We start from the raw sequence: 25,286 nt of genomic DNA on the forward strand, positions 1-25,286 counted from the left end.
GTGCGTGACGGTGCGCTGGAGCCTGACGATCGACTGCGCGGAACCCCGCGAGCTGGCCAAGTTCTGGGCGGTGGCCCTCGGCTACATCGAGCGCCCGCCCCCACCGGGCTTCGCGAGCTGGGAAGCGTGGTTCGGGCGGCAGGGCGTCCCGGAGCCGGAGTGGGACGACGGCGCGTACCTGACCGACCCGGAGGGCGTCCTGCCGGGCCTGAGCTTCCTCAAGGTCCCCGAGGGCAAGACCGCGAAGAACCGCCTCCACCTGGACGTCCAGGCCGGCGGCGGCCGCGAGGTCCCCTGGGAGATCCGCTGGGAACGGGTCGTGGAAGCCATCGCCCGGCTCACGGCGGCGGGTGCGACGGTGCTGCGGGAGCACGCGCTGGACGGGCGGCCGGACCACTTCGTGCTGGCGGACCCGGAGGGCAACGAGTTCTGCGTGCTGTGAGCGGGGTCATGCCCGTTCCGGTCACATCGCCCGCCGCCACGGGGTCTACTCCTCGAGACACCCCGGGCGAGAGGAACACCGTGGACGCGCTGACCGAGCGGTTCGAGCGGGAGCGGCCGCGGCTGCGCGCGGCCGCCTACCGGATGCTGGGCTCGGCCGCGGAAGCCGACGACGCCGTCCAAGAGGCCTGGCTGCGGTTCCACCGCACCGATGCCGCCGAGATCGGCAACGTCCCCGCCTGGCTGACGACCGTCGTCGCGCGCGTGTGCCTCTCGGCGCTGCGGGCGCGGCGCAACCACCCCGAGGAGGCCCTCGACGGGCAGCCCGAACCCGGTGACGAGCGCCGCGATCCCGCGCAGGAGGCCGAGCTGGCCGACGAGGTCGGGCTGGCGCTGCTGGTCGTGCTCGACACGCTGGCCCCGGCCGAACGGGTCGCGTTCGTGCTGCACGACATGTTCGCCGTGCCGTTCGACGAGATCGCCCCGATGCTCGGCAAGACGCCGGCCGCGACCCGGCAGCTCGCGAGCCGCGCCCGTCGCCGGGTCAAGGGCGGGACGGCCGCGGAGGACCTGCCGAGGCGGCGCAAGGTCGTCGAGGCGTTCCTGGCGGCGTCGCGCGGCGGGGACTTCGAGGCGCTGATCGCCCTCCTCGACCCCGACGTCGTCCTGCACGCCGACCGGTTCGCCGGGCCGAGCCCGGCGCCGATCGTGCTGCGCGGGGTCGAGAGCGTCCGCCGCGGCGCGATCCTGGCGTCCGAACGGGCCCGCGCCAGCGAGCTGGCCCTCGTCGACGGCGCGCCCGGCCTGCTCATGGTCCGCGACGGGAGGCTCGCGGTCGTCCTGGCGTTCCAGATCGACGGCGACCGGATCGCGGGCATCGAGGTCATCGCCGACCCGGACCGGCTGGCGAAGCTCGAGCTGGCCGTTATCGGCTAAGCGCGGCGCGAAGCCGGGCGTCGCGCTCCGCGGGCGTCTGACGCGGGCAGCTCACGCACTTGGGGTTGCCGACCTCGTAGATCAGGCAGCACGACGCCCGGCGCACGGCGGGGGTGCGCCCGACGTGCACGAACCGCGGCTTCGGCAGCCCGAGCCCGATCGCGGCCACCAGCGGCTCGGCCAGCGTGAGCGCCCGCGCGGGATCGGGCGTCCAGAGCAGCCGGTTGCCGATCGAGTCGGTCGCGATGGCGCCCAGCGCGCGCTCCCGGGCGCCGCTGACCTCGGCGATGGTGCCGATGGCGGTGCCGAGCGCCGCGTTGAGGGCCGCGCCCAGCTCGGGCAGCCCGCCGGCCAGGGGACGCGTCGAGCGGGCCCCCAGGAACCGGCCGTCGGCGACGAGGTCGAGCTCTACGGCGTCGAGGGAGGGGTCCGCGAGCCGGCCGGCGACCAGGCCCTCCACCGCCGGCGCCACCAGCACCGACGAGAGCGAGTACCACCAGATCGTGCCCAGCACCTCCGGCCGCGCGCACCCGTACAGCTTCGCCGCGCCGCCGATGCGGGCCCGCACCCACTCGGCGTCCGCGAGCCGGGTCGCGGACGCGGTCCAGTCGGGCTTCACCCCGTCACCCTCCCAGACGCCGGTAGGTGGACACCGTGAACGAGACCGTCACCACCCGGGGCTCGCTCAGCGCGTCCAGCCGCGCCCGGCGGTCGCCCCGGTCCAGGTGGAACGCCGCCGGTCCCATCTCGACCACCTGGCGCACCTGCCGCGGCGACAGCTCGATCTCCTGGCGGACCTCCGTGCGGCCGGTCCGGCCGAAGTACTCGCCGAGCGTGCCGTCCAGGCGTTCGTCCTTGCGCTCGTCCACCGCCAGCACCAGATCGCCCAGCTCGCGCAGGTGGTCCGGGGCCGGGGCCGCCACGACCAGCAGGCCGCCGGGCCGCAGGACGCGGTGGAACTCCGGCCCGTTGCGCGGCGCGAAGACGTTGAGCACGACCGACGCCACCTCGTCGCCGACCGGCCACGGCTCCCACAGGTTCCACACCGCCGCGCCCAGCCGGGCGTGCGCGCGGGCCGCCCGGCGCAACGCCACCGCCGAGACGTCCAGCGCGAGGCCGGCCGCCCCGGACGCGTCCAGCACCCGCGCCAAGTAGTAACCCGTGCCCGCGCCCGCGTCGATGACGAGGTCGCCGGCCTCGGCGCACGCCCGCGCCAGCTCGTCGGCGAGGCCCCGGTAAGCACCCGACGCGAGGAAGTCGGCGCGCGCCGCGACCATGTCCGCGGTGTCCGCCGTGCCGGACGGGATTCGCGCGTGCAACAAGTTCACGTAACCCTGTCGCGCTAGATCGAACGAGTGGCGGTTCCCGCAACGCAGCGTGCGATCGGCTAGCCCGACCGGGTCACCGCACACCGAACACCGCAATGCCGCCACCACCTGAGGTGGCAGTGGGTCATTCCCGTGGCCGCTCGCGCTCATGGGGCTATTCGACCACGGCGTAAAGCAACCGGACACTTCAGCACAGGTCTCCGGAAACCTCCCCGTAACAACCCGGCGCGGACAGTTCACGCGGGTGAAACCTCACGCGCCGCCCCGTGAAACACCGCGCGCCAAAACTGCCAACGCACGAACCCAGGGCACGGGAGGACGATGTGCTGAACGCAGGAGACACCGCATGGGTACTGGCCAGCGCCGCGCTGGTCATGCTCATGACCCCAGGACTGGCGTTCTTCTACGGCGGGATGGTCCGCGCGAAGAGCGTCTTGAACATGCTGATGATGAACTTCATCGCGCTGGCCGTCGTGGGGGTGCTGTGGGCCCTGTACGGCTTCTCGATGTCCTTCGGCGACGACGCCTTCGGCGGTTTGCTCGGTAACTTCCACTTCGCCGGCCTCGAGAACACCTTCGGCAAGCTCGCCGGGTTCGCGACGGCCGCCACCGACACCAGCCCCGCCGTCGCGTGGCCCGGCTCGGACGGCCTGCCGGTGCTCGCCTTCGTCATGTTCCAGCTGATGTTCGCGATCATCACGCCCGCGCTGATCTCCGGCGCCATCGCCGACCGCGCGAAGTTCTGGGGCTGGACGCTGTTCGTCGTCATCTGGGTGACGATCGTGTACTTCCCGGTCGCGCACTGGGTGTTCTCCTTCAACGGCTTCATCGGCGAGAACTCCGTCGGCGGCTGGATCGCCAACAACCTGAAGGCACTCGACTTCGCCGGTGGTACCGCGGTCCACATCAACGCCGGTGCCGCGGGTCTCGCCCTCGCCATCGTGCTCGGCAAGCGCAAGGGCTGGCCGAAGGACACCGGCCGCCCGCACAACGTGCCGTTCGTGCTCCTCGGCGCTTCGCTGCTGTGGTTCGGCTGGTACGGCTTCAACGCCGGCTCGGCGCTGGCCGCCAACGACCTCGCCGCCGTCGCGTTCACCAACACCACCGTCGCCACCGCCGCCGCCGTCCTCGGCTGGCTGGTCGTGGAGCAGCTGAAGTTCGGCAAGCCGACCACCCTCGGCGCGGCGTCCGGCGCGGTCGCCGGCCTGGTCGCCATCACCCCGGCGTGTGGTTTCGTCAGCCCGATCGGGGCCATCGCGATCGGCCTCATCGCCGGTGTGCTCTGCGCGCTCGCCATCTCGCTCAAGTTCAAGTTCGGCTTCGACGACTCGCTCGACGTCGTGGGCGTCCACCTGGTCGGCGGCATCGTCGGCACGCTGCTGATCGGCTTCTTCGGCACCACCAGCGTCAACTCCCTCGGCGCCGACGGGCTCTTCTACGGCGGCGGGTTCACCCAGCTGGGCCGCCAGGCGCTGGCCGCCGGCGCGGTGCTCGCGTACTCCTTCGTGCTGTCCTTCATCATCGGCTTCGTGATCAAGAAGGCCGGCGGCTTCCGCGTCAGCACCGAGGACGAGGTCAGCGGCATCGACGAGGCCCAGCACGCGGAGAGCGCCTACGACTTCACCGGGACCGGCGGTGGCCTCGGCCACCCGAGCACCATCCCGGTCAAGTCCACCCCGGCCGCGAAACTCGAGGAGAGCAAGGCATGAAGCTCATCACGGCGATTGTGAAGCCGTTCACGCTCGACGACGTCCGCTCCGCGCTGGAGCAGCTGGGCGTGCTGGGCATGACGGTCAGCGAGGTCCAGGGCTACGGCCGCCAGAAGGGCCACACCGAGGTCTACCGCGGCGCGGAGTACTCGGTGGACTTCGTGGCCAAGCTGAAGATCGAGGTCGTCACCGACGACACCAACGTGGAGAAGGTCCTCGAGGCCATCACCACGGCGGCGCACACCGGCAAGATCGGCGACGGCAAGCTGTGGGTGACGCCCGTGGAGACCGTCATCCGGGTACGGACCGGCGAGCGCGGCACGGACGCGCTATAGGCGTCCGGGATGGCCGACGGGGGCGAACTGGTCAAGGCCACCGAGCGTTTGCTCGAGGGCAGGCACGGGAGGCTGGGGGCGTCCGCACTGCGGGCGGCCCTGGTCGACCTCTACGAGTTCTGGCTGGGCAGGGGAGCCTCGGCGGCCGGCGTCGACACCGCGGAACCGGGTGTCGCGCTGGTCGCCGTGGGCGGGCTCGGCCGCCGGGAGCTGGTGCCGTTCTCCGATCTCGACCTGCTGCTGGTGCACAACGGCAACAGCGGCGTCGGCGAGATCGCGGACGCGCTCTGGTATCCCTTGTGGGACGCGAAAGTCGGGCTCGACCACTCGGTCCGGACGCCCGGTGAAGCGCTGAAGGTCGCTTCGGAGGACCTCCGGGTGGCCATGGGCCTGCTGGACGCCCGGCACCTCGCCGGGGACGCTGAGCTGAGCGGGCGGCTGGTCGCGGCGGCGCGCGACCAGTGGCGCCGCACCGCGCGCAAGCAGATCCCGGACCTGACGGCGTCGGTCCGGCAGCGCTGGGCCCGCAGCGGCGAGATCGCGCAGTCCGCCGAACCCGACCTCAAGCACGGCCGGGGCGGGTTGCGCGACTTCGCGGTCCTGGAAGCGCTGGCCGCGGCGCAGCTGACCGCGCGTCCGGGCGAAGAGCTGTTGGAGGCCAAGGAACTCCTGCTCGACGTCCGCACCGAGCTGCGGCGCGAGATCCGGCGCGAACGGGACGTCCTGGCCGCGCCGGAGGCCGAGCTGGTCGCCGCCGAACTCGGCTTCGGCGACCGGTTCACGCTGGCGCGCAAGCTGTCCGGCGCGGGCCGCGCGATCGCGTACGCGCTGGACGTCGCCCTGCGGTCCACTGTGGACCCGCCGAAGACGCGGTTCGGGCGCCGTCCTTCGCGGACGCCGCTCGCGGAAAACGTGGTGCTGCACGGGAACGAGGTCGCGCTGGCCCGCGACGCCGTCCCGGCGAAGGACCCGGCGCTGCTGCTGCGGGTCGCCGCGGCGTCGGCGCGCACCGGTAAGCCGATCGCGCTGGGCACGCTCAAGGCACTGGCGGAGACGGCGCCGGAGCTGCGCGCGCCGTGGCCGGCGGAGGCGTTGAACGCGCTGGTCGAACTGCTGGGTGCGGGGGAGGGCCTGGTCGACGCGGTCGAGTCGCTCGACCGGACCGGCCTGTGGTCCCGGCTGTTCCCCGAGTGGGGCGCGGTCCGCGACCTGCCGCCGCGCTCGCCGGTGCACCAGTGGACGGTCGACCGGCACCTCGTGCGCACCTGCGTCGAGGCGGCCAAGCTGACCACCACGGTGGCGCGGCCGGACCTGCTGCTGATCGGCGCGCTGCTGCACGACATCGGCAAGGGCCGCGACGCCGACCACTCGGAACTGGGCGCGAAGATCTCGGCCCAGGTCGCGACCCGGCTCGGCCTGACCCCGCCCGACGTCGCGACGGTGTCGGCGATGGTCCGCCACCACCTCCTCCTGCCGCACACGGCGACCCGGCGCGACATCAGCGAGCCGGCCACCGTGGCGCGGGTGGTGAAGACGCTGGACAGCGACCTGGTCCTGGTCGAGCTCCTGCACGCGCTGACCCAGGCCGACTCGCTGGCCACCGGGCCGGGCGTCTGGACGGACTGGAAGGCGCGCCTGCTGGCGGAGCTGGTCTCGGGCTGCGAAGAAGTGTTGCGCGGCAAGGGGTTCACGGCCCCGTCGCCGATGGACGAGGAACAACGCGAACTCGTCGCGTCGGCGGTGGCGTCGGGCACGGGCGAGATCCGGATCAGCTCCCACGGCAAGGTCGTGACGGTGCTGCTGGCGGTCCCGGCCCGAGCGGAACTCCTGGCCCCGGCGGCGGGCGTGCTGGCGCTCAATTCGCTGGAGGTCCACTCGGCGGTCCTGCGCGGCCACGACGGCGGCCGCGCGGGCGTGTTCACGGCGTCCCCGAAGTTCGGCTCCCTGCCGGACGCGACCCTGCTGCGCGAGCAGTTCGCCCGCGCGGTGGCGGGCACGCTGCCGCTGACCCAGCGCCTGGCGGCGAAGGAACGCGACTACGGCGCCCCGGCCCCGGTCGCCCCGAAGGTCCTGTGGTTCGACGACGAGACGACCGGCCCGGACACGGTGGTCCTCGAACTGCGCGCGGCCGACCGCATCGGCCTGCTGTTCCGGGTGGCGGGCGCGTTGCGCAGGTGCGACGCGGAGGTCCGCTGGGCCAAGGCCTCGACCCTGGGCGGCGCGGTGGTGGACTCGTTCGCGGTGACCCCGCGCAGCGGCCGCATCGAACCGGGCTGGCGCCGCGAGGTGGAACAAGCCGTCCTGGCGGCGGCTTCCTGAGTGCGTCGTTCGGAGCCGCGGGCTCTCGCGGCTCCGAACGATGCGGTAACGGCTGTAACAACCGGTGCCCGCTCACCGAGATCCCCCGCATGGCCGGGACCAAAATCCAAGCAGCGGAACGCAAGGTCGGGGACATCTTCACCGACGACTACCACTTCACCATTCCTCGCTACCAGCGGCCGTACGCCTGGACGACGGAACAGGCGGGGGAGATGTTCGACGACCTCCTCGCGGCTTCCCGCGCGAAGGACTCGCTGACCGAGGCCGACCCCTACTTCCTGGGCAGCATCGTCGTGGTCAAGGCGGAAAACCGAGCGCTGGCCGAGGTCGTCGACGGGCAGCAGCGCCTCACGACCCTGACGATTCTCTACAGCGTGCTGCGCGAATTCGTCTCGGCGGAGTTCGCCGAATCCCTCGAGAAGCGGATCTTCCAGAAGGGCGACCCGCTCAAGGGCACCGCCGACCAGCCGCGCCTCCGGTTGCGGGATCAGGACCAGGGCTTCTTCGAGAAGTACATCCAGGAGCGGCTGGGCAACGACCTGCTGGCGGCCCTGCAGAACGTCACCCCGGACAGCCGGCTCCGGCTGGTGGAGAACGCACTCCTGTTCAAGGCTCGGTTGAGTGCCCTGGACCGCTCCGAGGCCCAGCGGCTGGCCTCGTTCGTCGACGGGTACACCTACCTCGTCGTCGTGGCGACCGTCGACTTCGAGTCCGCCTACCGGATCTTCTCGGTCCTCAACGAGCGCGGTCTGGACCTCACCCACACCGACATCCTGAAGTCGGAGATCATCGGTGGGATCCCGGAAGCCGAGCAGGAGGCCTACACGAACAAGTGGGCGCAGGAGGAGGACGATCTCGGCCGCAACGACTTCGGCGACCTCTTCTCCCACATCCGGATGGTGTACGCGAAGACGAAAGCCCGGGAGTCGATCCTCAAGGAATTCCGGGCGTCCGTGCTGAGCCGGGTACCCGACGGCAAGAAGTTCATCGACGACGTGCTGGTTCCCTTTTCGGACGCCTTCGAGGTGGTCAGGAGCGCCAGCTACGCCGGGGGACCGGGCGCCGAGGAGATCAACCGCCTCCTCGGCTGGCTGAAGCAGCTGGACAACACGGACTGGATCCCGCCGGCGATCAGCTACTTCAGCCGGCCGACCGCCGATTCCGCGTCGTTGCTGCGTTTCCTCGTCGACCTCGAACGCCTCGCCGCGAGCATGCTCGTGCGCCGGGTGGACATCACCCGCCGGGTCGAGCGGTACGGCCGTGTCCTGGACTGGCTGGAGAAGGACCGCGACCTCTACGCCCTGGAGTCCCCGCTGCAGCTTTCCGGGGACGAACAGGCGGAAACCCTGGCGAAGCTGGGCGCGGAGATCTACACGGTGACGAGGATCCGCCTGTACGTGCTGCTCCGCCTCGACTCGGCCTTGTCGGACGGCGGAGCGAACTACAACGGCTACCCGCTGATCAGCGTCGAGCACGTCCTCCCGCAGTCCCCGGCTGCGGGCAGCGTGTGGACCAGTGCGTTCACCTCGCAGGAACGGGCCTACTGGGTGCATCGCCTGGCGAACCTCGTCCTGCTCTCGAAGCGGAAGAACTCCCAGGCGAGCAACCTCGAGTTCGAGGTGAAGAAGACCAAGTACTTCGAGAAGACGAGCTGGCCGCCGTTCGTGCTGACTTCGCAGGTCCTCGCGACGGACGGCTGGACCCCGGCCGTCCTCGAGGAGCGCCAGAAGACCTTGCTGAAGGTGCTCGGCGACCTCTGGCGGCTGGCGGCGGCTTCCTAAGCCGGTGCCGTGCCGTCGACCACCTGGTTGCGGCCCGCGTCCTTGGCCCGGTACAGGGCCTGGTCCGCGGCCTGCAGCAGGCGGTCGACGGCCGTGCCGCCGTCCGGGTACGTCGCCACGCCGATCGAGGCCGACAGGTCGGCGATCACCCGGGACGCGGTGCCGTCGGAGTACTCGACCTTCAGGGTTTCGATCGCCGAGCGGATGCGCTCGGCCACCGCGAGGACCGCGGCCGGGCCGATGTCCGGGAGCAGGACCACGAACTCCTCGCCGCCGAAGCGGCCGACCGAGTCGTAGTCGCGGACCGCGGACTTGATCGTCGCCGCGACCGCGCGCAGCACCGCGTCGCCCGCGAGGTGGCCGTGCTCGTCGTTGATCAGCTTGAAGTGGTCCAGGTCGATCATCAGCACGCCGAACGTGCTCCGCGTGCTGCGCTGGGCGCGCGCCAGCTCGCGTGAGGCCAGCAGGTGCCAGCCGGTCGTGTTGAACAGGCCGGTCTTCTCGTCGGTCGTCGCCGCGATCTCCAGCTGCTTGATCAGCACCGCCCGGTGCAGCACCAGCAGCGGCGGCACGATCGCGACGGCGAGCGCGGGCAGCGTCGCCAGCGTCAGCGCCGTGAGCAGGCCCAGGCAGAGCGTCGCGACCTCGAGCAGGTTGTCGCCGAGGCCGCCGAAGAACGCCTTCACCGAGCGCGTCGTGATGGTCAGCGCCGGCAGGATCGTGATCGCCGCGACCAGGAAGTAGACCGCCGCGGCGAGCGCGATGGCCGTGACGCCGCGCCAGCCCGCCGTCAGCGCCGTGTACATGTCCGGGACGCCGAGGCGGTGCAGCACGAACGCGGCCGCGTAGCAGGTGACGACGACCAGCGTCGCGTTCAGCGTGGTCCGGAACGGCGGGACGCGCTTGATCCGCGCGAGGCTGCGCGTCGCCAGGTGCGCGTACAGGACGGCGATCAGCGCCGTGACCAGCGCGGGCGGCAGGAGCAGCACGCCGGCGAACGTCCAGACCGACGTCAGGTTGATGTGCGGGGTGTCCGACACCAGCCGCCGGACGCGCTCGACCTGCCGGCCCAGCTCCGCCTGCAGCACCCCGAGCCCGGCGAGGATCCCGAAGACGGCCAGGTCCCACGTCCGGACGGGCACCGCGGCGGCCGTCCGGACGGTCGCCACGAGCGCCACGGACTCGACCAGGAAGCAGTAGAAGACGAGCGATCGGCGCTGCCGCCACAGTGTCCAGCGAGCAGGGTTCAGCGCCCCTCGGATCCGGGCCGAGCGGCGTTCGGCCGGACGGGCGCCGTCCATACTCAAGGCGGTCCAACTCCCCTGGGTGAGCCGACGATCCGCGTCCACCCCACCACACCGGGCGGCCGCGATCGACGAGAGCCACACGATCGGAGCAGCGAAGGGAGGCCGCCGCCGTGCGCAACCGCGAATCCTGAGCCCCCGTGTCCGATTTACGCCGTGGATCCCCGGAGGGAGGCCGTCGTGCGCAACCGCGAGTCGTGAGCCCGTGCCCGCCTGTCAGTCCCGCCGGAGAGGAGAGCGTCGTGCGCAACCGCGAGTCCTGAGTCCGAGCCCGCCCGTCCGCACCGCCCGAGAGGAGCCGTGCTGTGCGCAACCGCGAGTCCTGAGCCCGAGCCCGCCCGTCAGCCGCGCGGAAGGAGAGCCCTGTGCGCAACCGCGAGTCCTGAACCCGCCCCGACCCCAGCCCGCGCCGCTCGGAAGGAGAGTCCCGTGCGCAACCGCGAGTCCTGACCCCACCGCACCCCGTACCGGCACGAGAAGGGAAACGTCACCATGCGCAACCGTGAGTCCTGAAGGAGCGCCGCGGGCCCGGGTGGGGCCGCTCAGGCGGTCGCGCCGCCGTCGACCACCAGGTCGTGGCCCACGGTGAAGGCGGCTTCGCCCGAAGCCAGCCACAGCACCGCGGCCGCCACTTCGGCGGTGGCACCCACCCGGCCCAGCGGGATCGCGCCCTTGAGCCGCTCGGCGCGGTCGGCGTCCGTCTCGCCGGGGCGCCGCGACATCTCGGTGTCGGTCGCGCCCGGGCTCACCGCGTTGATGCGGACGCCCTCGGCGATGTGGTCGCGCGCCGCCGTGCGGGTCAGCGCGCTCACGGCGGCCTTCGACGCCGCGTAGGCCGCCATGTTCGGCAGCCTGCCGTGCGCGCCGATGTTCGACGCGATGTTGACGATCGCGCCGCCGCCGTGCGCCCGCATGTGCGCGACCTCGTGCTTCAGGCACAGCCACGTCCCGGTGACGTTCGTGGCCAGCACCGCGCCGAAGCCGTCCTCGTCGAGGTCCGCCGCCGGCGCCGGTGACCCGAGGATGCCCGCGTTGTTGACCGCGACGTCCAGCCCGCCGTGCCGCGCGACGACCGTCTCGACCATGCGCGCCACGTCCGCCGGATTCGTGACGTCCACCGTGACGGCGTCCCCGCCGATCTCCTTCACCGTGGCGGCCAGCCGTTGCTCGTCGCGCCCGGCGACGACCACGGTCGCGCCTTCGGCCGCGAACGCCCGCGCCGTCTCCCGCCCGATGCCGGAACTGCCGCCCGTCACCAGGACGACCTTGCCCGCGAACCGTGCCCCCATCGTGTGCCTTCTTTCTGGTCCGATCAGTCTTGAATAAGCCGCATTGCCTGCGACACGGCCGCGTCCAGCCGCCGTGCCGCGTCCGTGCCCTTGCCCAGGACCCGCAGGCCCTGCAGCACGGTGAGCAGGAAGCGCGCCAGCGTCGCCGGTTCGCTGCCGTCGGCCAGTTCGCCCTGCGCCCGCGCGCGTTCCAGCGCCATGGTCAGCGCGACCTCGAGGGTGTCCCAGCTGCGTTCCACCAGCCGCGCGACCTCGGCGTCGCGGGGGAGCAGCTCGATCGCCGAGTTGACGACGAAGCAGCCCATCTTCACCTCGTCACCGAGGATTTCCCCGACGTAGCCGTCGAAGAGCCGCCGCACCGCGGCCACCCCCGAGCCCGGTCCGGACAGCTCGGCCAGCACCCGCGCGTCGGTCCGGTCCGCGTAGCGCCTCAACGCCGTCACGTAGAAGTCGTGCTTCGAGCCGAAGGTGGCGTACAGGCTGGCCTTGGCGACACCGATGTGCGCGACGAGGTCGCTGACCGACGTCGCCTCGTACCCCTGCTGCCGGAAAAGCGTGAGCGCGGCGTCGCAGGCTTCGTCGACGTCGAACTCCTTGACCCGGGACATGATCGAGAGCCTAGCCGTATCTAGAACGAGCGGTCAAATAAGCGGGCGGCGGTGTGTCGCCTCCGGTGACGGCGCGTGCGGTGGCACCATGACTCCCCGGACCCGAGGGGGTGAGCGATGCAGGACCGGCTGACGCTGCCGCCGACCGTCGTCGCCACCCACCTGCGCTCGTGCGCCGAGGAGCTCGCCGCGGGCCTGCGCTGCGGCGGCCCGGGCGCGACGACCGCCGAGCTGACCGACGTCGTCGCCCAGCTCGTCGCCGGCCAGGAAGCGATTTCGCACGCGCTCGCTGGGCTCGCCGCCCGCGTCGAGGCCGGGTCGGCCGCGCTCGCCGCCGCCCCGCCGCTGGACGTCGAGGTGGTCACCGAAGTGCTCCGCGCGGCCGCCATCGCGTCCCGCTGTTCGGCCGAAGCGCTCGACGAAGTCACGCCGTCGTTCGAATGTGTGAGCGAATCCGTCGCGCCTGACACCCGTTTGTAGCTGTCGGGCCCCGCGACCGCCTGGCTAGCCTGGGACCTGCGGAGGTGGCGCGCATGCGGGCGGTCTGGACGGGCACGATCGGGTTCGGCAGTTACGCCGTTCCGGTGAAGGCGTACAGCGCGACGGAAGAGCGCGAGATCCCGCTCCACCAGGTCCACGAAACCGACGGCGGCCGCGTCCGGGTCAAGCGCGTGTGCGAGATCGACGGCGAAGAGGTGCCGCCGGCGGAGATGGTCCGCGGCTACCCCGTCCCGGGCGGCGACGTCGTCCTGCTGTCCGACCACGAGCTGGCGTCGCTCCCGATGCCCGCCCGCACGATCGCCATCCGCGGCTTCGCCCCGCTCGCCGACGTCGACCCGATCTGGTTCGCGCGCAGCTACTACCTCGAACCCGAGCCGGCGGGCACGAAGCCGTACGTGCTGTTCAGCGAGGCGCTGCAGCAGTCGGGGCGGATCGCGCTGGTGACGGTCGCGCTCCGCCGCCGTGAAACGCTCGGCGCCCTGCGCGTGCGCGACCAGGTGATCGTGCTCGAAACCATGCTGTGGCCCGGCGAAGTGCGTGAACCCGACTTCCCGTTCCGGCACGCCGACGTCGACGTCCGGCCGGGCGAGCTGCGCCGCGCGGTGAACCTCATCGAGGAGCTGACCGGTGACTTCGACCCCGGCCGCGTGCCCGACCGTTACCGCGAAGCGCTCCAGGCGTTGATCCAGGCGAAGCTCGACGGTGCCGAGGTCGTCCAGCCCACGGCCGCCGAGCAGGCGGACGGCGTCACCCGCCTGCTCGCGGCGCTGCAGGAGAGTGCCGCGGAGGCGCGTCCCGAGGCCGTCGTGAAGGCCAAAGCCGCAGCGTCCAGGGCGGCGAAGGCGCGTACGACGGCGAAGCGAGCTGCCGGCCGCGGCCGCGCGAAGACGTCTTGAGTATTACTACCCACGGGTAATTGAGGGTTCTCACACTCAACCCGCCACCCCGGGCGCGGCAGACTTCGTTCCTGTCAGCGGATACCGGATCGCTGGCAGGGGGGATCCGGACGGCCCCTGGGGAGGTGAGCCGTCCGGGGACCAGGGTTCCGGAGCGGGCCGGTGGAGGAGCGGCCCGTTTCCGGAACCCGTGTCCGCACCACGGGGAGGTGGCGCGGACGTCAGGGGAGCTTGAAGCCGCCGTGGAGGGATCGAGGGGTCTCCGCGGCGGCTTTCAGGCGTCGGCCACGCGCACCAGCAGATCGGCCGCCAGCTTCAACAGCTGCCGTTCGGTCGGCGACAACGTCGACTCCAGCGCCGCCGCCAGCCACCGTTCCCGCTGCACGCTGTACTCCCGCAGTACCGCCAGCCCGGCCGGCGTGATGCTGATCAGCGACCGCCGCCCGTCCTCCGGGTCGGTCGTCCGCGTCACCAGCTCGCGCTCGGACACCCACGCGAGGATCCGCGTCAGCGACTGCGGCTGCAGCCGTTCCGCCTCGGCCAGCTCGGTCGGCGTGTGCGTGCCCGCCCGGTACAGCCGGCTCAGCACCGCGAGCACCGCCGGGCCCGGACCGTTCGGGTCGCGCTCGGCGCGCATCCGCCAGTTGAGCCGCCCGACGCCCTCGCGCACCCGCCAGGCGAGGTCGGCGAGTTCGGCGTCGTCGCTCACGCGCGAAGCGGTGTCGGGATCCGGGTGCATGGCCCCAGGTTAAGTGGTTCCCCGCACCAGCCGGGCATACCGCCCGTCGAGCGCCAGCAGCTCCGCGTGCGTCCCGCGTTCGGCGATCCGGCCTTCGTGCAGCACCACGATCTGGTCCGCGTGCTCCACAGTGGACAGCCGGTGCGCGATGGTCAGCGTCGTGCGCCCCGCGGCGAGCCGGTCCAGCTCGGCCTGCACCGAGCGTTCCGTGCGGGTGTCGAGCGCGCTGGTCGCCTCGTCGAGGATGAGCACCGGCGGGTTGCGCAGCAGGATCCGCGCGATCGCCATCCGCTGCTTCTCGCCGCCGGAGAACCGGTAGCCGCGCTGGCCGACGACCGTGTCGTACCCCTCCGGCAGCCCGGCGAGCGTGTCGTGGATGTGCGCCGCCTTCGCCGCCAGCTCGATCTCCTCGTCGGTCGCGTCCGGCTTCGCGAAGCGGAGGTTCTCCCGCACGGTGTCGTGGAACAGGTAGGTCTCCTGCGACACCAGCCCGACGCCCGCCGCGAGCGAGGCCAGCGTGACGTCGCGGACGTCGGTGCCGTCGATCCGCACCGAACCGGACTCCACCTCGTACAGCCGCGCCACCAGGTAGGCGAGCGTCGTCTTGCCCGAGCCGGTCGAGCCGACCAGCGCGGTCGTCGTCCCGGCCGGGACGTCGAGGTCGATGTCGCGCAGCGTCGGTGGCCCGTCGGCCGAATAGCGGAACGAGACCCCGCGCATCGAGACGTCCCCGCGGCGCACCTCGAGCACGCGGGCCCCCGGCTTGTCGCCGATCTCCACCGGCAGGTCGAGCACCTCGAAGATGCGCCCGAACAGCGCCTTCGACGTCGCCACGTTCTGCCCGATCGTCTGCATCGCGGTCGCCGGCGCGACCAGCCGGTTGAGCATGCTGGTGAACGCCACCACGGTGCCGAGCGAGAACGGCGACGCGCCGCCGGCCAGGGCCAGCCCGGCGATCCAGTAGACCAGCGCCGGGATGACGGTCAGGCTCATCCCGCGCGACGCCGTCTGCCAGCGCCCGGCCAGCGCGGCGGCCCGCTCCAGCGCCGCGATCTCCCGCGACTCGGCGCCGAACCGCTCGCGCACCGCCCGCTCGTTGCCCATGGTCTTGGCGAGCAGCACGCCGGTGACGGACAGGGACTCCTCGACCATCGTCGTCAGCCGGGCCATCCGCCGGGTCCGGCCGCGCGCCAGCGTCCGCCGCCGCTTGCCCAGCCGCAGCGTGAACAGCAGGAACAGCGGCACGACGACCAGCGACAACCCCGCCAGCTGCCAGTCGAGGGCGATCAGCGCCGCGGTGATCGCGATCGTCGTCGTCGCGTTCTGCACCACCGAGCCGGCGGTCGTGGTGATGACGTTGTCGACGCCGCCGATGTCGTTGAAGACCCGCGAGAGCACTTCGCCGCTCTTCGTCCGCGTGAAGAAGCCGAGCGACATCCGCTGCAGGTGGCCGTAGACCGAGACGCGCAGCTCGTTCATCACGCGCTGCCCGATCGTGTTGGACAGCCCGGTGGTGGCCACGCCGAGGGAGCCGCTGCCGACCGCGCAGGCGATCATCCCCGCGGCCAGCAGGCTGATCAGCAGCGTGTCGCGGTGCGGCAGGGCGTCGTCGAGGATCTCGCGCAGCAGGAACGGCGAGACCACGCCGAGGCCGGCCTGCACGACGATCAGCGCGAACAGCGCGGCCAGCGGCCCGCGATGGGGGCGGAACAGCCCGGCGATCCGCCGCAGCGGGACCGGCTCGTCGGCGTCGGTGGCCGGTTCGCGGAGGACGGGCACGGAAGTCATACGCGTATGTTTACCGACTTGACGGCCGGTCTCCAGTCTTTTTCCGGAAAGCGCGATCGTGTTAGTACGCGCACGCGTAGTATGTGCGCGTACCCGCGAAGAGAAGGAGCCGGAGCGACTACCCTCGGAGGGGCCGGCCTCGTCCGGCGCGCCACTCTCGACCCAGCTGGAGCGTGCACACCCGTGTTCGACACCCTCTCCGATCGGCTCACCGCCGCCCTGCAGACGCTCACGCGCAAGGGCAGGCTGTCCGACGCCGACATCGACGCCACCGCGCGCGAGATCCGCATCGCGCTGCTGGAGGCCGACGTCGCCCTCGGCGTGGTCAAGACCTTCATCGCGAAGATCAAGGAGCGGGCGAAGGGCGCCGAGGTCTCCCAGGCGCTCAACCCCGCGCAGCAGGTCGTCAAGATCGTCAACGAGGAGCTCGTCGCGATCCTCGGCGGCGAGACGCGCCGGCTCAACCTGGCCAAGACGCCGCCGACCGTGATCATGCTCGCCGGTCTGCAAGGTGCCGGTAAGACGACGCTCGCCGGCAAGCTCGCGCTGTGGCTGAAGAAGCAGGGCCACGCGCCGATGCTGGTCGCCTGCGACCTCCAGCGCCCGAACGCCGTCACGCAGCTGCAGGTCGTCGGCGAGCGCGCCGGCGTCGTCACCTTCGCGCCCGAGCCGGGCAACGGCGTCGGCGACCCGGTCGACGTCGCCCGCCGCGCCATCGCCGAGGCCAAGCGCGCGCAGCACGACGTCGTCGTGGTGGACACCGCGGGCCGCTTGGGTGTCGACGAAGAGCTGATGAAGCAGGCCGCGGACATCCGCGACGCGGTCGAGCCGGACGAGGTCCTGTTCGTCGTCGACGCGATGATCGGCCAGGACGCCGTGACCACGGCGGAGGCGTTCCGCGACGGCGTCGGCTTCAGCGGCGTCGTGCTCACCAAGCTCGACGGCGACGCCCGCGGTGGTGCGGCGCTCTCCGTCCGCGAGGTCACCGGCCAGCCGATCCTCTTCGCGTCCAACGGCGAGAAGCTCGAGGACTTCGACACCTTCCACCCGGACCGGATGGCGTCGCGGATCCTCGGCATGGGTGACGTCCTCACCCTGATCGAGCAGGCCGAGCAGGCCTTCGACCAGGACCAGGCCGAGAAGGCCGCGGCGAAGCTGTCCAGCGGCCAGCTGACCCTCGAGGACTTCCTCGAGCAGATGCTCGCGGTCCGCAAGATGGGCCCGATCGGCAACCTGCTCGGCATGCTCCCGGGCGCCGGCCAGATGAAGGACCAGCTGGCCCAGGTCGACGACAAGCACCTGGACAAGCTGCAGGCCATCATCCGCGGCATGACCCCGGCCGAGCGCGACGACCCGAAGCTGATCAACGGCTCGCGCCGGCTCCGCATCGCCAACGGCTCCGGCGTCACCGTCCGCGAGGTCAACGACCTGGTCAACCGGTTCTTCGAGGCCCGCAAGATGATGGCCCAGATGGCCGGCCGGTTCGGCTTCGGCGGCGGGGGCGGCGGCTCCAAGCGCAAGGGCAAGAAGGGCAAGAAGGGCGGGCGCGGCCCCACGCCGCCCAAGGTCCGCGGCGGCTTCCCCGGCGGCATGCCGATGCTGCCTCCCGGCGGCGGCATGCCGGGCGGGATGCCCGACCTTTCGCAGCTGGGCGGCATGAACGACGTCCCGGGCTTCGACCCGTCGAAGTTCAAGCTGCCGAAGAACCCGAAGGACAATTGAGCACCGCGCTGCACGTCGCCGGGGTGGTCCTGCCCGGCGGCGAGTCCCGCGACCTGTGGATCACCGAGGGCCGGATCTCGTTCGAACCGGTCCGCGGCGCCGAGACGCTCGGCCGGGACGTCTTCGTGGTGCCCGGCCTGGTCGACGCGCACTGCCACCCCGGCATCGGCGTCGGCGGGCCGGTCTCGCTCGAAGAGGCGACCGAGCAGGCGATCACCGACCGGGCCGCGGGGACGTTGCTCATCCGCGACTGCGGCCTGCCGATCGACGTCCGGCCGCTCCAGCGGCGGCCGGACCTGCCCACGATCATCCGCGCCGGGCAGCACCTCGCGCTGACCAAGCGGTACATCCCCGGCCTCGGCATCGAGCTGGACGACCCTTCGCAGCTGCCGGAAGCGGTCGCGGAGCAGGCGCGCGACGGCGACGGCTGGGTCAAGCTCGTGGGGGACTGGATCGACCGCGGCGTCGGCGACCTGGCGCCGTTGTGGCCCGACGAGGTCCTGGCCGAAGCCGTCAAGGTGGCGCACGAGCACGGCGCCCGCGTCACCGCGCACGTGTTCGGCGAAGCGGCGCTGCCCGGCTTGATCGCGTCGGGCATCGACTGCCTGGAGCACGGCACCGGCCTGAGCGCGGACCAGCTCGCGGAGCTGGCGCGCAACGACGTCGCGCTGGTGCCGACGCTGATCAACATCGAGAACTTCCCGGGCATCGCCGACAAGGCGGGCAAGTACCCGGCGTACGCGAACCACATGCGGGCGCTGCACGCCGGCGTCGGCGAGATGGTCACCTCCGCGATCGAAGCGGGCGTACGCGTCTTCGCGGGCAGCGACGCCGGTGGCATGGTCGAGCACGGCAGGCTCGTCGACGAGATCGAGGCGCTGCACCGCGCGGGCATGACCCGCGAACAGGCCCTCGCGAGCGCGTCCTGGGCGGCCCGCGACTGGCTCGGCCACCCCGGCATCGCCGACGGCGCCCCGGCCGACCTGCTCGTCTACCCGGGCGACCCGCGCGCCGACCTGGGCGTCCTGCGGCACCCTTCGCACATCGTGCTCGGCGGCGTCGTGTACGCGTAGACCCCGCTGTTTTCCTTGCGGGACCGGCACTTTAGCGTGGGGCGCGTGACGGACGACGACGGCGCACGGCGCGTACTGGGGGCGCACTGGTGTTTCGTGGCGTTCTTCACCGGGATCGCCGGCTACTACCTGATCAACCTGATCATCGCCGCCGCGGTGAACCGCAACGTCGGCGAGTTCGACCCCCTCGAACTGCGGGACATCGGCCCGCTGCTGCTGCTCGCCTTCGTGCCCAACCTCCTGCTCGGCCTCGGCCCGGCGGCGGGCTCGTGGCTGTGGGGCCACGGGCTGCGCGCCGACTTCGGGCTCAAGCCGACCTGGCGCGACGTCCGGATCGGCCTCGCCTGCGGGGTGCTCGCGCTGGTCGTCGGCTACCTGCTCAACCTGGTGCTGATCGCGGTCTACGGCGCCGACGACGTCTCCGACAGCCCGCTCACCGACCTCGCCGACACCTTCGACGGCGACACCGTGTGGCTGGTGCTGGCCGCGGTGATCGTCATCGCCGGCGCCCCGATCACCGAGGAGCTCCTGGTCCGGGGCACGCTCTGGAACGCGCTGTCCTTCCACCGCGTCCCGCCGTGGGTGGTGCTGCTGCTGACGTCGGTCGTGTTCGCCCAGCTCCACGGCGAGCCGACGCGCACGATCGCGCTGATCGGCCAGGGCATCGCGATCGGGCTGGCGCGGCACCTGTCGGGCCGCGTCAGCGCCGGCGTGATCGCGCACGCCGCCAACAACCTCCCGCCCGCCGTCCTGCTGTTCGTCGCGCACTGAGCGTTGCGAAGATCGATGGACAGTAGTCGGACGGATACTGTGTGATCACCGCCCGGCGGCTAGGCTCGGAGCAGGAGCCGAGCGACGCGGAGGGCAAGGCGTGACCACTTCCCAGCCCCGGGACCCGGCTGCCGATGCCACGCCCTTGCCCGAGCCGGAAGAACCCGTCTTCCTCCCGCCCGCGCCGCGGCACCGGTGGGGCTTCGGCGCCTTCCTGCTGGTCGAAGCCGTCCTGCTGGCCACCGCCGCGTTCGTGTCCGTGCTGGTCGGGGACACCGGGCCCGGGCCGCTGCCGATGCGCGTCGTGCTGCTCGGCACCATGCTGCCGACGATGATCGCCGCGGGCGTCGCGGTGCTGATCACGTACGTGCGCGGGAACGGTCCCGTCCTCGACCTCAAGATCGAATGGCGCTGGGCCGACGTGAAGACCGGCTTCCGCTACGGCTGCGTCGGGCTCGTCTTCACCACCCTCGCCGCCTACCTGTGGACCCGGCTGGTCGGCGACGCCAACGCGACGTCGGCGATCAGCGCGCTGGTCGAGGACCGCCGGATGTCGGTCTCGGCGGCCGTGGTGATGTTCGTCTACCTCTGGCTGCTCGGCCCGATCTGCGAGGAGATCATCTACCGCGGCCTGCTCTGGGGCGCCGCCGAGCAGCTTCAGTGGCGTAGCGAGCGCTGGGGCCGCGTGGCCGCGTTCCTGCTGTCGACGGCGGTGTTCGCGGCCAGCCACCTCGAGCCGCTGCGCACGACGTTGCTGCTGGTCATCGCGGTGCCGATCGGCCTGGCGCGGCTGGTCACCGGGCGGCTGCCGGCGAGCATCGTCGCGCACCAGGTCAACAACTTCCTGCCGGCGCTGACCATCCTGCTCGGGGCGCTCGGGGTGGCCTCTTTCTAGGTGCGCGGGCGCCGTCTGGCAGAATGGGTCACTGCCTGCTTCCGCCGGACCCTCTCACCGTGCGAAAGCTCCTGACCTTCGGGTGCCCGCGTCCGTGTCCCCACTCGGCTCGCGTGCGCCCAGCCCAGCACCAGAGAGACTCGAGGAGAACCCACACCCGTGGCCGTCAAGATCAAGCTGCAGCGCCTCGGCAAGATCCGTGCGCCGTACTACCGCATCATCGTCGCCGACGCGCGCACCCGCCGGGACGGCAAGGCCATCGAGACGATCGGCAAGTACCACCCGAAGGAAGAGCCGAGCCTGATCGAGGTCGTCTCCGAGCGCGCCCAGTACTGGCTGGGTGTCGGCGCGCAGCCGACCGAGCCGGTCCAGCGCCTGCTGGAGATCACCGGTGACTGGCAGAAGTTCAAGGGCCTGCCGGGCGCCGAGGGCACCCTGAAGGTGGCCGAGCCGAAGCCGTCGAAGCAGGACCTGTTCAACGCGGCGCTGGCCGCGGCCGGTGAGGAGCCCTCCGCCGAGGCCACCACGCCGAAGAAGAAGTCGGCCCCCAAGAAGGCCGAGGCCGAGAAGGCCGAAGCCGCCGAGGGTGAGAAGGCCGAGTGAGCTTTCTGGCTGACTCCCTCGAGCACCTGGTGCGCGGGATCGTCGACAACCCGGACGAGGTCCGGGTCGAGCTGCTGACCACGCGCCGTGGCCGCACGCTCGAGGTGCACGTGCACCCCGACGACCTCGGCAAGGTGATCGGCCGGGGTGGTCGCACGGCGACCGCCCTGCGCACCGTCATGGGCGGCATCGGTGGCCGCGGCGTCCGCGTCGACGTCGTCGACACCGACCGCTGAGCCCTTCCGGAAAACGGTCAGGATGGACGTCGTAGTCGGTCGCATCGCCAAGGCGCACGGAATCCGCGGGGAACTCGCGGTGGACGTGCGCACGGACTCGCCGGACGAGCGGTTCCGCGTCGGTGCGGCCGTGACGACGAAGCTGCGTGACGGCAGCAAAAGGGAACTCACCATCGCAGCCGCCCGCGAACACAGCGGGCGGCTGCTGGTGCGTTTCGAGGAGGTCCTCACCCGCGACGTCGCCGAGACGCTGCGGGGCGCGCTCCTGCTCGCCGACACCGACACGCTGCCGCCCACCGGCGACCCGGACGAGTTCTACGACCACGAACTGGCCGGCCTGCGGGCCGAGCTGACCGACGGCGCGGTCGTCGGCAAGGTCGTCGAAGTCGTCCACTCGCCCGCGGGTGAGCTGCTGGAACTGGACGTCGACGGCCGCTCGGTACTGGTGCCGTTCGTCCGCGCGATCGTCCCCACCGTGGACGTCGCGGGCGGCCGGGTCGTGCTCGACCCGCCGGAAGGGCTCCTGGACGCCTGAGATGCGGATCGACGTCGTCACGATCTTCCCCGAATACCTCGACCCGCTGCGCGCCGCGCTGCTGGGCCGGGCGATCGACCGCGGCCTCATCGAGGTCGGCGTGCACGACCTGCGCGACTGGACCCACGACGTGCACCGCGCGGTCGACGACGCCCCGTACGGCGGCGGCCCCGGCATGGTCATGAAGCCGCAGATCTGGGGTCCGGCGCTGGACGACGTGTGCCGTCCGGAGACGCGGCTCGTCGTGCCGACGCCGGCCGGAAAGCCGTTCACCCAGGAGCTGGCGCACGAGTACGCGGCGGAGAAGCACCTGGTGTTCGCCTGCGGCCGGTACGAGGGTATCGACCAGCGGGTCGTCGACGACGCCGCGCGCCGGATGCCGGTCGACGAGGTGTCGATCGGCGACTACGTACTGGTCGGTGGCGAGGCGGCGGTGCTCGTCATCGTCGAAGCCGTCGTCCGGCTGCTGCCCGGTGTGCTGGGCAACGCGCGTTCGGCCGCCGAGGACTCCTTCTCCGACGGCCTCCTCGAAGGGCCCAGCTACACGCGTCCGGAGGTGTGGCGGGAGCTGGCCGTGCCCGACGTGCTGCGGTCCGGGAACCACGCGCTGATCGACCGCTGGCGGCGCGACCAGGCCCTCGAACGCACCGCCCGGCGCCGCCCCGATCTCCTGGCTGCGCTGCCGGAAGGTAGCCTCGACAAGCACGATCGCGGGGTCCTGGAGGGCTTGGACCCCGGGCCGGTTACTTGATCCGTAGCCGGGTCTGCCATACTTGACAGGTTGGCGTGAGTGGACCTCGTCGTCCGCGAGCCCGCCATCAGCCCCCTGGGTCGCCCGCAGCGGCACCGTTGCGCGCCCGGGGACGTGTACGCAAGCCATACGAAGACGAGGACGGACCACCGATGAACACCCTGGACGCGCTGGACAAGCAGTCGCTGCGTTCCGACATCCCGGACTTCCGCCCGGGCGACACGCTCAAGGTGCACGTCCGCGTCATCGAGGGCAACCGCGAGCGCAACCAGGTCTTCCAGGGCGTCGTGATCCGCCGTCAGGGCGGCGGCATCCGGGAGACCTTCACCGTCCGCAAGGTCTCCTTCGGCGTCGGCGTGGAGCGCACCTTCCCGGTGCACTCGCCGAACATCGCCGAGGTCGAGGTCCACAAGCGCGGTGACGTGCGGCGTGCGAAGCTCTACTACCTGCGCGACCTCCGCGGCAAGAAGGCCAAGATCAAGGAGCGCCGCGAGAACCGCGAGACGGCTTCGGCTAACTGAGTCACAACCCGGTTACCGGTAGCCTGACGACGTGGCCGAACCCGTGTCCCAGAACGCTCCCGAGGATGACCCCGATCGCTCCGAAGAGGACAAGCCAAGGCTGTCCCGTTCCGAGGAGCGCGGGGGATCCCGCCGGCGGCGAGCCAAGCCCGCCAAGAAACGGTCGTTCTGGAAGGAACTGCCGATCCTGCTCGTGATCGCCCTGGTGCTCACGATCCTGATCCAGACATTCCTCGCGAAAGTGTTCATGATCCCTTCGGGGTCCATGGAGGCGACGCTGCACGGGTGTCCCGGCTGCCACGGCGACCGGATCCTCGTCGACCGGGTCACCTACGACTTCACCGAGCCCTCCCCGGGCGACGTGATCGTGTTCAAGGGCCCGCCGGCGTGGATCAACAACGAGATCGCGCCGCAGGAGTCGGGCAACATCGTCGTCCGCGCGATCCAGGGGCTCGGCTCGCTGGTCGGGTTCGCCCCGCCGGACGAGCGCGACTTCGTCAAGCGGGTGATCGCCGTCGGCGGCCAGACCGTCCAGTGCTGCGACCCGCAGGGCCGCATGATCGTGGACGGCAAGTCGCTCGACGAGCCGTACATCCACTGGGAAGACCCGTCGGTCCAGGAGCAGAAGACCTTCGAGCCGGTCAAGGTGCCGGCCGGGATGGTCTGGGTCCAGGGCGACAACCGCAACAACTCCGACGACTCCCGGTTCCAGGGCGGCGGCGGCGTGAACGGCGCGGTCCCCGTGGACAACATCATCGGCAAGGCGCGGATCATCGTCCTCCCGCCGAGCCGCTGGGGCGGGATCAGCGACCACAACCCGCAGGAGTCGGCGCAGCCGGTGGCCCTCGGCGCGCCGGCGTGGCAGAGCGGGATCCCGCTCGGCGCCGGGATCGCGGCGGCCTGGCCGGCGCTGTTCCTCGGGCGCAAGCTGAAGTCCGGACTGCGCCGGAAACGCTAACCACCCCCGACGGGTGATCCAGCCTTGACTCTTCCCGTTCCCCTCACCGCGGCCGAGCCGATCCGGCCACCGCGGGCCGTGGTGCGCGGCGACCTCTTCTGGGGTCTGCAGGGCGCGCTCGACCGCCGTGGCCTCGGCCCGGTCGCCGGTGTGGACGAAGCCGGCGCCGGGGCGTGCGCGGGGCCGCTCGTGGTCGCGGCCTGCGTCCTCAAGCAGGGCGACGCGAAGCTCACCGAGCTGACCGACTCGAAGCTGATGACGGCCAAGGCGCGCGACCGCGTCTACGACCTGGTCCTCAAACGCGCCGTCGACTACTCGGTGATCGTCATCTCCACGGCCGAGGTCGACCTCTACGGCATCCGGGTGATGAACCTCGAGGGCATGCGAAGGGCCGCGGCGGCGCTGCGCGTGCACCCGGGCTACATCCTCACCGACGGCTTCCGCGTCCCGGGCCTGACGGCCCCGAACACGGCGGTGATCAAGGGCGACCGCTCGGTGGCCTGCATCGCGGCGGCGTCGGTGCTGGCGAAGGTGACGCGGGACCGCATCATGGCGGGCCACCACGACGACTTCCCGCACTACGGCTTCGACGTGCACAAGGGGTACAGCACCTCGGACCACCTGGCGGCCCTGCGCGAACACGGACCGAGTGAAGTCCACCGCTGGTCGTACACGAACGTGGCCACGGTGGCCGTGAAGCACGGGGTGCGCCCCACCAGGCCGGTCCTGCTGACGTACGCGGCCCTGGAGAAGGCCATGGAGGCGGGCACGACGGCGACGTTGTCCGCGGCCCTCGACGAAGCACTCGAGCCACAACTCAGCCTGCCGCTGCATGCCCCGGCCGCGGGTGTGGGTCACAATGAACGCTCCGCCGGCGGAGCAGCAGCACGATCCCGAGGAGGGGCGCGGATTTCATGAGCGCAGAGGATCTCGAGAAGTACGAGACCGAGATGGAGCTCTCGCTGTACCGCGAGTACCGCGACATAGTGGGTCAGTTCTCGTACGTGGTGGAGACCGAGCGGCGGTTCTACCTGGCCAACGCAGTGGACGTCCAGGTCCGCGACGGCGGCGGCGAGGTGTACTTCGAGGTCCGCATGTCGGACGCCTGGGTCTGGGACATGTACCGCCCGGCCCGCTTCGTCAAGCACGTCCGGGTCATCACGTTCAAGGACGTCAACGTGGAGGAGCTCGACAAACCCGACTTGCGCCTCCCCGAAGACGGCCCGTTCTCGGGCTGAGCCGAGCTT

The 25,286-nt window shown here is 71.6% G+C and carries 27 protein-coding genes; 20 read left to right on the forward strand and 7 right to left on the reverse strand.

What is annotated here, in order from left to right:
* The first annotated feature begins 4 nt into the window (after nucleotides 1–4).
* Complete coding sequence (locus EIY87_RS05675) at nucleotides 5–442, forward strand: VOC family protein (RefSeq protein WP_191983964.1); 438 nt, start codon at nucleotides 5–7, stop codon at nucleotides 440–442.
* A gap of 80 nt (nucleotides 443–522) precedes the next feature.
* On the forward strand, nucleotides 523–1,377 hold the full coding sequence (locus EIY87_RS05680; protein WP_125306559.1) for a sigma-70 family RNA polymerase sigma factor: 855 nt from the start codon (nucleotides 523–525) through the stop codon (nucleotides 1,375–1,377).
* Here the strand turns inward: EIY87_RS05680 and EIY87_RS05685 are convergent.
* A complete protein-coding gene (locus tag EIY87_RS05685; RefSeq protein ID WP_125306560.1) occupies nucleotides 1,367–1,996 on the reverse strand; it encodes a (2Fe-2S)-binding protein in 630 nt (209 codons plus the stop codon). The two genes, EIY87_RS05680 and EIY87_RS05685, sit on opposite strands and share 11 nt — an antisense overlap.
* Before the next feature lie 4 nt (nucleotides 1,997–2,000).
* Nucleotides 2,001–2,855, reverse strand: a complete 855-nt coding sequence (locus tag EIY87_RS05690; protein ID WP_404800014.1) for a putative RNA methyltransferase — start codon at nucleotides 2,853–2,855, stop codon at nucleotides 2,001–2,003.
* A 173-nt stretch (nucleotides 2,856–3,028) separates the two neighbouring features.
* Here EIY87_RS05690 and EIY87_RS05695 point away from each other — a divergent pair, with 173 nt between their 5' ends.
* From EIY87_RS05695 to EIY87_RS05710, 4 genes are all read left to right on the forward strand, one after another.
* Nucleotides 3,029–4,414: an ammonium transporter gene (locus tag EIY87_RS05695; RefSeq protein WP_191983965.1), complete on the forward strand. Its 1,386-nt coding sequence runs from the start codon at nucleotides 3,029–3,031 to the stop codon at nucleotides 4,412–4,414.
* Nucleotides 4,411–4,749 carry a P-II family nitrogen regulator gene (locus EIY87_RS05700; RefSeq protein ID WP_086855863.1) on the forward strand — a complete coding sequence of 113 codons (339 nt, stop codon included), beginning with the start codon at nucleotides 4,411–4,413 and terminating at the stop codon, nucleotides 4,747–4,749. Before EIY87_RS05695 ends, EIY87_RS05700 begins: the two co-directional genes overlap by 4 nt.
* Before the next feature lie 9 nt (nucleotides 4,750–4,758).
* Nucleotides 4,759–7,068 carry a [protein-PII] uridylyltransferase gene (locus tag EIY87_RS05705; RefSeq protein WP_125306562.1) on the forward strand — a complete coding sequence of 770 codons (2,310 nt, stop codon included), beginning with the start codon at nucleotides 4,759–4,761 and terminating at the stop codon, nucleotides 7,066–7,068.
* An 89-nt stretch (nucleotides 7,069–7,157) separates the two neighbouring features.
* A complete protein-coding gene (locus EIY87_RS05710) occupies nucleotides 7,158–8,849 on the forward strand; it encodes a DUF262 domain-containing protein (protein ID WP_125306563.1) in 1,692 nt (563 codons plus the stop codon).
* On the opposite strand, the gene EIY87_RS05715 is transcribed toward EIY87_RS05710, so the two are convergent.
* From EIY87_RS05715 to EIY87_RS05725, 3 genes are all read right to left on the reverse strand, one after another.
* Nucleotides 8,846–10,150: a GGDEF domain-containing protein gene (locus tag EIY87_RS05715; protein ID WP_125306694.1), complete on the reverse strand. Its 1,305-nt coding sequence runs from the start codon at nucleotides 10,148–10,150 to the stop codon at nucleotides 8,846–8,848. The two genes, EIY87_RS05710 and EIY87_RS05715, sit on opposite strands and share 4 nt — an antisense overlap.
* Before the next feature lie 545 nt (nucleotides 10,151–10,695).
* The gene (locus EIY87_RS05720) at nucleotides 10,696–11,442 is read right to left on the reverse strand and encodes a glucose 1-dehydrogenase (protein ID WP_125306564.1); all 747 of its coding nucleotides are present in this window, start codon (nucleotides 11,440–11,442) and stop codon (nucleotides 10,696–10,698) included.
* Nucleotides 11,443–11,465: 23 nt separating this feature from the next.
* The gene (locus tag EIY87_RS05725) at nucleotides 11,466–12,050 is read right to left on the reverse strand and encodes a TetR/AcrR family transcriptional regulator (RefSeq protein ID WP_125306565.1); all 585 of its coding nucleotides are present in this window, start codon (nucleotides 12,048–12,050) and stop codon (nucleotides 11,466–11,468) included.
* Between the two features lie 117 nt (nucleotides 12,051–12,167).
* On the opposite strand from EIY87_RS05725, the gene EIY87_RS05730 reads away from it, so the two are divergent.
* Both EIY87_RS05730 and ku read left to right on the forward strand, forming a co-directional pair.
* Nucleotides 12,168–12,530 (forward strand): hypothetical protein, encoded by a 363-nt coding sequence (locus EIY87_RS05730; RefSeq protein ID WP_086855869.1) that lies wholly within the window; start codon nucleotides 12,168–12,170, stop codon nucleotides 12,528–12,530.
* Nucleotides 12,531–12,583: 53 nt separating this feature from the next.
* On the forward strand, nucleotides 12,584–13,447 hold the full coding sequence (gene ku, locus EIY87_RS05735) for a non-homologous end joining protein Ku (protein WP_125306566.1): 864 nt from the start codon (nucleotides 12,584–12,586) through the stop codon (nucleotides 13,445–13,447).
* A 274-nt stretch (nucleotides 13,448–13,721) separates the two neighbouring features.
* Here the strand turns inward: ku and EIY87_RS05740 are convergent, their stop codons facing one another.
* Both EIY87_RS05740 and EIY87_RS05745 read right to left on the reverse strand, forming a co-directional pair.
* Nucleotides 13,722–14,186, reverse strand: a complete 465-nt coding sequence (locus tag EIY87_RS05740) for a MarR family winged helix-turn-helix transcriptional regulator (protein ID WP_125306567.1) — start codon at nucleotides 14,184–14,186, stop codon at nucleotides 13,722–13,724.
* A gap of 9 nt (nucleotides 14,187–14,195) precedes the next feature.
* Entirely contained in the window at nucleotides 14,196–15,974 is a 1,779-nt protein-coding gene (locus EIY87_RS05745; protein ID WP_125306568.1) for an ABC transporter ATP-binding protein, read from the reverse strand.
* A 183-nt stretch (nucleotides 15,975–16,157) separates the two neighbouring features.
* Here EIY87_RS05745 and ffh point away from each other — a divergent pair, with 183 nt between their 5' ends.
* From ffh to EIY87_RS05805, 12 genes are all read left to right on the forward strand, one after another.
* Complete coding sequence (ffh, locus tag EIY87_RS05750) at nucleotides 16,158–17,696, forward strand: signal recognition particle protein (protein ID WP_125306569.1); 1,539 nt, start codon at nucleotides 16,158–16,160, stop codon at nucleotides 17,694–17,696.
* A complete protein-coding gene (locus EIY87_RS05755; protein WP_125306570.1) occupies nucleotides 17,693–18,769 on the forward strand; it encodes an amidohydrolase family protein in 1,077 nt (358 codons plus the stop codon). Before ffh ends, EIY87_RS05755 begins: the two co-directional genes overlap by 4 nt.
* Nucleotides 18,770–18,814: 45 nt before the next feature.
* Complete coding sequence (locus EIY87_RS05760) at nucleotides 18,815–19,540, forward strand: CPBP family intramembrane glutamic endopeptidase (protein ID WP_125306571.1); 726 nt, start codon at nucleotides 18,815–18,817, stop codon at nucleotides 19,538–19,540.
* A 100-nt stretch (nucleotides 19,541–19,640) separates the two neighbouring features.
* Nucleotides 19,641–20,435 (forward strand): CPBP family intramembrane glutamic endopeptidase, encoded by a 795-nt coding sequence (locus EIY87_RS05765; protein ID WP_125306572.1) that lies wholly within the window; start codon nucleotides 19,641–19,643, stop codon nucleotides 20,433–20,435.
* Between the two features lie 159 nt (nucleotides 20,436–20,594).
* On the forward strand, nucleotides 20,595–21,038 hold the full coding sequence (rpsP, locus tag EIY87_RS05770) for a 30S ribosomal protein S16 (protein ID WP_086855878.1): 444 nt from the start codon (nucleotides 20,595–20,597) through the stop codon (nucleotides 21,036–21,038).
* The gene (locus EIY87_RS05775) at nucleotides 21,035–21,274 is read left to right on the forward strand and encodes an RNA-binding protein (RefSeq protein ID WP_003103110.1); all 240 of its coding nucleotides are present in this window, start codon (nucleotides 21,035–21,037) and stop codon (nucleotides 21,272–21,274) included. The genes rpsP and EIY87_RS05775 overlap by 4 nt, the downstream gene beginning before the upstream one ends.
* 22 nt (nucleotides 21,275–21,296) lie before the next feature.
* The gene (gene rimM, locus EIY87_RS05780; protein ID WP_125306573.1) at nucleotides 21,297–21,809 is read left to right on the forward strand and encodes a ribosome maturation factor RimM; all 513 of its coding nucleotides are present in this window, start codon (nucleotides 21,297–21,299) and stop codon (nucleotides 21,807–21,809) included.
* 1 nt (nucleotide 21,810) lies between these two features.
* Nucleotides 21,811–22,560, forward strand: a complete 750-nt coding sequence (gene trmD / locus EIY87_RS05785) for a tRNA (guanosine(37)-N1)-methyltransferase TrmD (protein WP_125306574.1) — start codon at nucleotides 21,811–21,813, stop codon at nucleotides 22,558–22,560.
* A gap of 152 nt (nucleotides 22,561–22,712) precedes the next feature.
* The gene (gene rplS / locus EIY87_RS05790; RefSeq protein WP_086855881.1) at nucleotides 22,713–23,081 is read left to right on the forward strand and encodes a 50S ribosomal protein L19; all 369 of its coding nucleotides are present in this window, start codon (nucleotides 22,713–22,715) and stop codon (nucleotides 23,079–23,081) included.
* A 31-nt stretch (nucleotides 23,082–23,112) separates the two neighbouring features.
* The gene (gene lepB / locus EIY87_RS05795; RefSeq protein ID WP_125306575.1) at nucleotides 23,113–24,039 is read left to right on the forward strand and encodes a signal peptidase I; all 927 of its coding nucleotides are present in this window, start codon (nucleotides 23,113–23,115) and stop codon (nucleotides 24,037–24,039) included.
* A 78-nt stretch (nucleotides 24,040–24,117) separates the two neighbouring features.
* On the forward strand, nucleotides 24,118–24,957 hold the full coding sequence (locus tag EIY87_RS05800; RefSeq protein ID WP_125306695.1) for a ribonuclease HII: 840 nt from the start codon (nucleotides 24,118–24,120) through the stop codon (nucleotides 24,955–24,957).
* Nucleotides 24,954–25,277 carry a DUF2469 domain-containing protein gene (locus EIY87_RS05805; protein WP_003096226.1) on the forward strand — a complete coding sequence of 108 codons (324 nt, stop codon included), beginning with the start codon at nucleotides 24,954–24,956 and terminating at the stop codon, nucleotides 25,275–25,277. The genes EIY87_RS05800 and EIY87_RS05805 overlap by 4 nt, the downstream gene beginning before the upstream one ends.
* The last annotated feature ends 9 nt before the right edge of the window (nucleotides 25,278–25,286 follow it).

The organism is Amycolatopsis eburnea (assembly GCF_003937945.1).
In the GTDB taxonomy this organism is placed as follows: Bacteria; Actinomycetota; Actinomycetes; order Mycobacteriales; family Pseudonocardiaceae; genus Amycolatopsis; species Amycolatopsis eburnea.